This window comes from Sphaerospermopsis reniformis, assembly GCF_005402885.1.
Classification (GTDB): Bacteria; Cyanobacteriota; Cyanobacteriia; order Cyanobacteriales; family Nostocaceae; genus Sphaerospermopsis; species Sphaerospermopsis kisseleviana.
In genome coordinates this window covers 1-1138 of the sequence record NZ_BJCE01000494.1, presented here as the reverse complement: position 1 = coordinate 1138, position 1138 = coordinate 1, and the positions used below count along the sequence as shown (strand labels likewise).

The window sequence follows — 1138 nt, the reverse complement described above, 5'->3', positions numbered from 1 at the left end:
ATGCGCTTCTGTATGTAAACCTTGGGTAGCAAAAGAACCATAAGCACTGGTTAATTCTAGGAGATTGACTTCGTTAGAACCAAGTGCTAAAGAGTAGGTAGGCTTGAGTTCCGATTTAATCCCCATATCCTGTGCTAGTTTAATGGTTGGCTCATATCCCACATCTATTAATACCCTTACTGCAATTGTATTAATAGAACGGGTAAGAGAATCTTTGAGATTCATTGAGCCATAGAATTTTTCACTGTAGTTTTTTGGTTCATAACCATCTACTACTAATGGTGCATCCACATAGCCATCGTAGGGACTCTTACCTGTAGCGATCGCCGCAGCATAGACAAAACCTTTAAATGTTGATCCTGGTTGTCTTTGCGCTTGAGTTACACGATTAAACTGGTTTTCGCTAAAGTCCTTACCTCCTACCATTGCTTGAATTTCCCCATTGCGGGGATCAATAGCTACTAAAGCGGCTTCTTTAAAATTTGCCCAACTACCTTGAGTTCTGAGAACTTTAGCCACTGCTGCTTCTGCTGCCTTTTGCCAGGTCGGGTTTAAACTGGTTTCTACTACTAACCCTCCTGCTGCTAACACATCAGGCTTAACATATTTTGGTAATTCCTGCTGAATGTAGGAAGTAAAGTAAGGAAACTCAACTTGAAAGCGTCTCGGTAAATTGCTATTAACTGTGAGTGGTTCTTGAATAGCGGCTTGCTGTTGTTCTGGTGTAATTATGCCATTTTCCAGCATCCTCTGTAACACTTGATTTCGCCTTGCCATAGCTGCTTGAGGATTTTTATTTGGGGCGTAAGTGTTGGGAGCAGGAGCAAGTCCGGCAATGGTGGCCATTTCTGATAAAGTCAGTTGATCCACGGATTTATTAAAATAGACCCAAGCCGCATCTGCTACACCATAAGCACCAGAACCCAAATAAACTAAATTTAGGTAACGCTCTAAAATTTGGTCTTTACTGAGTTCTTGTTCCATTTTCTGAGCCAGACGCACTTCCTTGATATCGCCTTTGACCATTCTTCAATGCTTGGGGGATCGTCTGATTCGGTGTACTTAATCCCTAAACCACCACCGACATTTAACTCTGTCAATTCTAAATTATATTTTGCTGCATCTCGCAACCACTGTA

General features: G+C 41.7%; 1 protein-coding gene and 1 pseudogene. Both read right to left on the bottom strand.

Going from position 1 to position 1138, the window contains the following annotated elements; translation table 11 throughout:
• Positions 1-1011, bottom strand: a pseudogene (locus FFR48_RS27985) (transglycosylase domain-containing protein); the annotation flags it as partial.
• Positions 951-1138: hypothetical protein (locus tag FFR48_RS27980; RefSeq protein ID WP_137669585.1), on the bottom strand; the 188-nt coding region annotated here is incomplete at its 5' end. The gene FFR48_RS27980 and the pseudogene FFR48_RS27985, both read right to left, overlap by 61 nt.